An 8,025-nucleotide genomic window follows, 5' to 3' on the forward strand; every position below is an offset into this window, starting at 1 on the left:
TGAAGAGCAGATGAAGATAGTTCTTGAAGATGCCAATAAGTATACGGATGAGAAAGTTAGTGGTCTTGTCAATGATGCTGTTAACGAGTCGAAATCCTATACGGATATAAAGTTTGAGACATTGAATTATGCTATTCAGGATGTTCGGAAAGAAGCAAGACAAGCTGCTGCTATTGGTCTAGCAGTATCTAATTTAAGCTATGACGATACACCGGGAAAATTAAGTTTTTCACTTGGTACAGGTGTATGGCGCAGTCAATCTGCACTTGCTATTGGAGCTGGTTATATGTCTGAAAATGGAAGATTTCGCTCTAACGTATCTGCAACGAGTTCTGGGGGACATTGGGGGGTAGGTGCTGGATTTAGGGTAACACTGAATTAACAATAGAAAATTCGAAATAAATTTTCCTTCTCTTATCAAATGCGTTACATGTGCCATTTAAAGAGAAGGAAAGTTATTTTATCACAAATGAATAGCAATAGAAGATAAGGACGTATTTCGAGTAAAAATATATTTTTTATTATGAAATTTTATATGAAAAATCATTTATCATCTCCAAAAGGAATTATTTGAGTAATCGATATTTATTTTTAAGAGAGTTTTTTCCTTATAAGAGAAATATATATTGTAATAATATTATTAATGAATGAGCATTGTTTTTTATGACAAGATAGGGGGGTATTTTGCATAATTCTACTGCTGATAAGATTATTATTGGATTGTATAATGCCATAAAAGGTGATCAATTACATGACAGTGAGCAGCAGATTAAGACAGTTTTTAATGATGCAAAAAAATATATAGATAAATGTTTTTCTGAATCCATAGTATAATGCAATGAGTAATGTTGTTAATGATGCAAAATCTTACACGGATACAAAATTTGAAGCATTAAGATGTGATATTAAGACAGCTCAGAAAGAAGCAAGACAGGCGTCCTCTGTTGGTTTAGAAGTATCGAATTTAAGTGATTTTAATATCCTTTGGTCTTTAAGTCTTTGTTTTGGTGGTGGTTTATGGCGTAATCGATTGGCTTGAGCTATTGGAACCGTTTATATGTCAGAAGATGGAAAAATTCGCTCTAATTATATCTGTCACGAGTGCAAGAGGTTACAGGGGGTTAAGTGCAGGAGTAAACTTAACACTGAATTAATAATAAAAAACGCATTCGCCCTTGTCTCATCAGACAAGGGTAAAAATTTTATAAAGAGGTGATATTTTACACAGAAACTCATAGAGTAGTATACTTGTAAAGTTTTATAACAATGTATTCTGTAATAATAATCTTAGTGGGACTAATTTTAGTTACAGTGAAGCATTTTAACAAAAAAAATTACAAATGCAGAGTGATGTTTTCATATAAATTAATAGAGCACGCGTAATCGCACAATATTTTAAAACTGTACAGTTTATAATTTTATTAATAGGAATATCCACTAGGGGGTATGCTTAAAGAAATAAAAAATCTCATTTTTTCCATTTTTATTATTTTCTTTGTATGTAGCAGCGGGAATGATTAAGTAAGACTCACTTTGATCACAACAGGGATATTTAAAGCATAACGATGCATCAGCACTTTTATAAAAGCCTAAAGTGTAAACAATGAGGCTATGAATTTTAGAATTATTTCAAGAATCAGAAAAACGCATTATATAAAAAAATAATTAAATTATTTTTTCCTTGCTATTTTTTAATAATTGTATAGAGTGTGGAAAATTAATTAAAAGAAACTAGAAATCTTTTCGCAAAGCGGGGTGCGGTAAATCATGAAAAAATCACAAAATCACAATCATCTGATCTCAAAGAGCTTTAAGAGATACAAATATAAAACTCAGGGATATCTCGCTTATTTTCACGACAAAAGCGCAATAACCCTACAAAAAACGCTCTAAATTACTCAACAAACAACTTAACCCCCTTCCGCAATAAACATCCTTTATTGCCTCTTAAGCACACAACACTTAATAATAAGTACGCAAACATGTTTTTTCCACACTTCGTTAACCTTTCTTCACCTTTAAATTTAAAGGCTCTGCTAAAGAAAAACACCCCTCCTTAAAGGGGATAAATAAAAACCACATTAATTGGACTATCGATCAACGTCGACTTCTATCTCATTGATATCTTAGATAGTCCTCTTCCGCATTATGACAACCCTAATCTTTTATAAAACAAGAAAAAACAATCTCTGGAGCTTAGTAGCACCGGAATATGTCTTTTTGATGTTTTAAATATCTTTCTTTACTTAGAGGATTTATTATGAAAAAAATATATACCACACCACACACGCTAGCAGTGAGTAATTTAAAAAATTCTTGCTCGTCTTATCGATTACCTTTTATTAAAACGCTTTCATTAGTGTCAGTAGCTGTCTTTTTATCAAATGCTTCTCCTGTTTTTGCTTGTGATCTTTGGGGTAATGTAGCACAGTATTTTGGCGGAGGTACAAATATACGTAAAAGTATTGCGCCAACCTATATAATTAACGGTAAAATATATAGAGATGTTGGTTCTGCGCTGTATGGTTTGGAGAATTATGTCGCTGAAACTAGGTATGATAAGCTTGTTAAGCAAGATGCATCAGGACTTATTACAATTGGTGCGGACGTAGGTGGTAATAGAATAACTATCGCAAATAGCTCTCATGGATTGAGGACTCTTACTGGTGTTGCTGATGGTTGGGTTTCGCCAATCTCGTATGATGCAGTCAATGGTTCTCAGCTTTTTTCCCAAGGCATCAGTACTGCGATCTCTTTTGGCGGTGGTGCTGGATACGATAGAAAAGGAAACTGGATAGCTCCTACTTTTACAGTTAAGGTCTTTGATAAAAATGGTAATGGAGCTGAAAAGGATTATAAGAATGTTGCGGATGCCTTTACTGGCGTAAGTAGTTCTTTCACGAATCTTGATGCAAAGATTGAAAATATTAAGGTAGCAAGTAATAGTCTTGTTAAGCAAGATGATACAGGACTTATTAGCATTGGTGGAGAAGTAAGTGGAACTAAGGTAAGCATTGCAAACGTTGATAATGCAGTTCGGACTCTTTCGGGTGTTAGGGCTGGTTCGATTACAGCAACGTCGACCGAAGCAGTAAATGGTTCTCAACTTTATTCAATAAATCAGGCATTTGCTGAATATTTTGGCGGTGGTGCTGGCTATAAAGATGGAAACTGGAGTGCTCCTACTTTTACAGTTAAGGTCTTTGATAAGGATGGTAATGGAGCTGAAAAGAAGTATACTAATGTTGCGGATGCCTTTACTGGCGTAAGTGGTTCTTTCACAAATCTTGATAAAAAGATTGAGAATATAGTCATTAATGGGACAGGTGATGATCTTGTTAAGCAAGATGATACCGGCCTTATTACCATTGGTGGAAAAGTAAGAGGGGTCCAGGTAAATATAGCAAATGTTGATAATGTGGCACGGACTCTTGCGGGTGTTAAGGCTGGTTCGATTACAGCAACATCGACTGATGCGATAAATGGCTCTCAATTTTATGCCATGAGCAATGTAGTTGCTAGCTATTTTAGTGATAATGCTGGATATGATAAAGATGGAAACTGGAATGCTCCTACTTTTACAGTTAAGGTTTTTGATAAAAATGGTAGTGGGACTGAAAAGAACTATAAGAATGTTGGGGATGCGCTTTCTGGTGTAAGTAGTTCTTTTACGAATCTTAATCAAAAGATCGAAAGTGTGACAGGTGATAGTTTTGTTAAGCAAAATAGCGCTGGGCTTATTACGATTGGCGGAGACAAGGGTGGTGATAGAATAGATATTACAAACGGTATTAATTTTCCACGAGTTATCTCTGGTGTTAAAGGGGGTGCATTTACGGCAACATCGACCGAAGCAGTAAATGGTGGTCAAATTTATTTGATGGCTCAAGCATTTGCAAGTTATTTTGGCGGTGGTGCTGGCTATAAAGATGGAAAATGGTCACCTCCTACATTTACAGTTAAAGCCTTTGATAAGGATGGTAATGCAACTGAGAAAAACTATACTAATGTTGCAGATGCGTTTTCTGGCGTTAATAGTGCTTTCACAAGTTTGAATGAGGAGATTGTTAAGATAAAGAATAAGCCTGGTATTGAAGAAAAGGAACACACCCATCAAGACGGTGATTTGAATGATATTATTTCAGAAGGCTTTCCTTTTATGAGAAGCTTACCTAGTGCTTTAGGTAATGTGAAGGTTCCAACTACGATAACTGTTGCTCCTAAATCACCATTAAAACAAGTAAGTTTTATGAGTAGTGAAGGTGAAAGCCGGCGTCTTTTTGATATTGCTGCTGGTGAGATTTCAGAAACGTCGACTGATGCTATAACTGGTTCTCAGCTCTATTCGATAAACAACCAGATTGCTACTTATTTCGGTGGTGGTTCTGGATATAAAGGTGGAAATTGGAGTGCTCCGACTTTCACAGTTAAAGCCTTTGATAAGAATGGTAAGGAAACTGAGAAAAAATATACTAATGTTGCAGATGCATTTGCTGGCGTTAATAGTGCTTTGGCAGGTTTAAATGAGCGGGTTATGAACGGTATTGGTGAAACAGAGGGTAAACCACAAAATGGTGATCCTTCGGATGTTATTTCAAAAGGCTTTCCTTTTATGAGAAGCGCACGTTTTCTAAGAAGCTTACCTCTTGCCATAGATGAGGAAGAAAGCGCCATAGATGAGGCGGATAATTCAACCACGGTAACTGTTGCTCCTAGTGAAATTTTAGAAAAGTCAACTTATGAGGTGACTGACAATCAGTTTTCACAGATGAGTAACAGGGTAACAGGCGTTGAAAAAAAGGTAGACAGCGTTACAGACAGGGTAACAGGCGTTGAAAAAAAGGTAGACAGCGTTACAGACAGGGTAACAGAAGTTGAAAACAAGGTGAATGTTGCGGTTAGCTATGATACCGATGATAGCGGAAAGAAAATCAGTAGCATCACTCTAAAAGGTGTCGATGACAGTGAGCCTGTTTTGATTACTAATGTTAAAGATGGAAAAATTGAACATGGCTCTAAGGACGCAGTGAATGGTGGTCAGTTATACGATCATACCGCGCAGCAGATGGAGATTACTCTTGAAAGTGCGAAAAAGTATACGAACGATCAAGTCAATAATGGTATTAACGAGGCAAAATCCTATACCGATATGAAGTTTGACGCACTAAGTTATGATATTACGAATGTGCGCAAAGAGGCAAGGCAAGCAGCAGCGATTGGTTTGGCAGTCTCTAACTTACGTTACTTCGATGACCCAGGATCTGTGAGTGTTTCATTTGGTGGCGGTTTTTGGCGTGGACAATCTGCCTTTGCGATTGGTGCAGGTTATACATCTGAAGATGGCAAGATTCGTTCTAATCTATCAGCAACCAGTGCTGGCGGTCAGTGGGGTGTAGGTGGTGGAATAACTCTGAAATTAAAATAACACCAGAGAATATGAAAAACTACAATTTAAGCGAAGTTTCGCCCTTGTCTTCTTAGACAGGGGCGAAATTTTATATTATAGAGAAGTAATATTTTACAGAGAAGGCCATAGAGTAGTATATTTATAAAGTCTTATAATAATTAAAGTCTTATACCAATGTATTCTATAGTAATAATCTTAGTGAGATTGATTTTAGTAAGAAGTAAAGCACTTTAACAAAAATTTTACAAATACAGAGTAGTACTCTCAGTGCGTAATTGCGCAGTATTTTAAAACTGTACGTTCTATAATTTCATTGATGGAAAATATCCATTGGGGGATACGTTTAAAAATCCTATTTTATTATTTTATTTATTTGCTCTGTACATAGCAGTAGCAATCATGAGGCACGCAACAGCAGCAATTATTAGTAAGACTCATTTTGATCAAAATGGGACACTTAAATAAAACTATGAAACAGAATCTCTAGACAAGTCTATAGTGCATGGAATCTATGAGTTTTAAAGTTATAAGGATATTTCACGGTTATATAAATCGGAAAGACTCATTCTGTAAAAATAATTAAATTCATTTTCTTCTTGCTATTTCACTCAATAGTCTATAACATCACAGAATATTCTTTAGTAAGACTCATTTTGACAAAAACAGAAAAATGCTCGTAAGGGGGGGCAGTTGATTATGAACAACACACACAATCATCCTCATTTTACTCTAAAGCTTAAGAGTATGCCGCTTATCCCCGCGATAAAAGCGTAATGATTTCACAACAAGTACTCTAAATCATTCAGCCAACAACTTAAACTTTTCCCCTAATAATACCTTACAGCTTCTTAATCATATAAAATGAACTCTTTTACTTTTAAAACTATAAACCGCAGACCTAACAATAGGGTGCAAGTATGTCTTCTTCATACCTGTTTTTCACCCTCATCCAGGAGTTTTGTTGCAAAAAAAGCACCCTTCTTAAAGGCGGAAAAAATAAAAAACCCATTAACCACATCGTTTATCAAGATTGATTGCAACCTTGCTAGACTTCTAATTACTTCTGTTCGCCTCTGCGGCAAACTCAAACTTTATAAAGAACAAAAAAAATCACGTCGTTAATCACTCCTAACACTGAAATATGACTTTTTAATGTTCTAAATATGTCTTTCCTATTTGGAGAATTTGTTATGAAAAAATTATATACCACACCAAAAGCGCTAGTGGTGAATGATTGTAAAGATTCTTGCTCGTTTTATCGACGGCTTTTTATTAAAGCGCTTTCATTGGCTTCAGTGATTATATTTTTATCAAATGTTTCTCCTGTTGCTGCTGCTACTCAGATTTTAAATAACATATCAAACGACTTTAGTGGTGGTACAAATGCGCTTAAAGGTATACCGCCAGCCTATGTAGTTGGCAGTAAATTGTATAGAGATAGTGGCTCTGCATTTGTGGAGGGGGAGGATGCCCCCAAGAACTTAAGTCTTAATATTAAGTTTCAGACTAAAGCTGCTTTTGATACTGCATTTGCAGGTACGGAAGGTTATAAGAATGTAGAAGGTTATAAAAGTGTTGCGGATGCATTTTCTGGCGTGAAGAGTGTTTCCACAAGTTTAAATCATCAGATTGTTGAGATAAAGGAACCCCATGCTATTGGGGGAAAACAAGATAATCCATATCAAAGTGATGATAGGCATGAAAACACAGGCAGCTTTTCTCTTTTAAGAAGCTTATCTCGTGAACTAGCCCGAGCGGATGATGCAAGTATGGTAACTGTTGCTCCTACCTCACCATTAACTCAAATAACTATTCGGAATAGTAAAGGTGAGACACGGCGTCTTTTGGATGTTTCTCCTGGTGAGCTCTCAAAAACGTCAACCGATGCCGTTAATGGTTCCCAGCTTTATACGTTAGGCACTGGGGTTGCAAAATCTTTAGGTGGTAATGCTAGTTATGCGGATGGAACTTGGAGTGTACCTACATTCACGGTTAAGAGCGTGAAAGAAGATGGCAAAACAGAAGATAAAGAGTATCATGATGTAGCAACAGCGTTTGCTGGTGTAGGAACTTCTTTCGTAAATATGAATAATTCTATCACGAATATTAAGAATGAACTTAGCAAAGATATTGCTGAAGCAAAGAGTGATTCCTTGCATTGGAGCGATACTGCACATGCTTTTGTAGCGACGCATGGAGAGAAAGATAGCAAAAGTAATAGCAAGCTTACATCTCTTTTAGATGGTTCGATTAATGCTGGTTCCACGGATGCCGTAACGGGTAATCAGCTTCATGCTCTAGGTAGCAGTGTTGCAAAATCTTTAGGTGGTAATGCTAAGTATGAGAATGGCACGTGGAATGCTCCTACATTCAAGGTTAAGCGATTTAATTCTGATGGTGATGTTACTGATTCGACTTATGATAGTGTCGCGTCTGCCTTTGCCGGTGTTGGTGATTCTATCACGAATATTAAAAATGAGATTAGCAAAGAAATTGCTGGTGAAAAGAGTGATTCTTTAATCTGGAGCCAAACCGCGAATGCCTTTGTAGCGACGCATGGGGACAGTAAAGAGAGCAGCAAGATAACGTCTCTTAAAAATGGAGACATTAGTAGAACG

3 protein-coding genes and 1 pseudogene are annotated in these 8,025 nt (G+C 36.4%); all 4 read left to right on the top strand.

Going from position 1 to position 8,025, the window contains the following annotated elements:
* The coding region (locus ACFINR_RS08800) for a YadA-like family protein (protein ID WP_375654112.1) at positions 1–382 on the top strand (382 nt) is incomplete at its 5' end.
* A 456-nt stretch (positions 383–838) separates the two neighbouring features.
* Positions 839–1,039, top strand: coding sequence for a hypothetical protein (locus tag ACFINR_RS08805; protein WP_375654116.1), 201 nt, complete (start codon positions 839–841; stop codon positions 1,037–1,039).
* 1,221 nt (positions 1,040–2,260) lie between these two features.
* Positions 2,261–5,425 carry a YadA-like family protein gene (locus ACFINR_RS08810; protein WP_375654119.1) on the top strand — a complete coding sequence of 1,055 codons (3,165 nt, stop codon included), beginning with the start codon at positions 2,261–2,263 and terminating at the stop codon, positions 5,423–5,425.
* Positions 5,426–6,597: 1,172 nt separating this feature from the next.
* Positions 6,598–8,025, top strand: a pseudogene (locus ACFINR_RS08815) (hypothetical protein); the annotation flags it as partial.

Source organism: Bartonella sp. AP19HLJMH, assembly GCF_042196245.1.
GTDB lineage: Bacteria > Pseudomonadota > Alphaproteobacteria > Rhizobiales > Rhizobiaceae > Bartonella.

Coding starts and splice junctions, on each gene's coding strand:
- ACFINR_RS08805 (WP_375654116.1), top strand. CDS start 839: ATGAGTAATGTTGTTAATGATGCAAAATCTTACACGGATACAAAATTT.
- ACFINR_RS08810 (WP_375654119.1), top strand. CDS start 2,261: ATGAAAAAAATATATACCACACCACACACGCTAGCAGTGAGTAATTTA.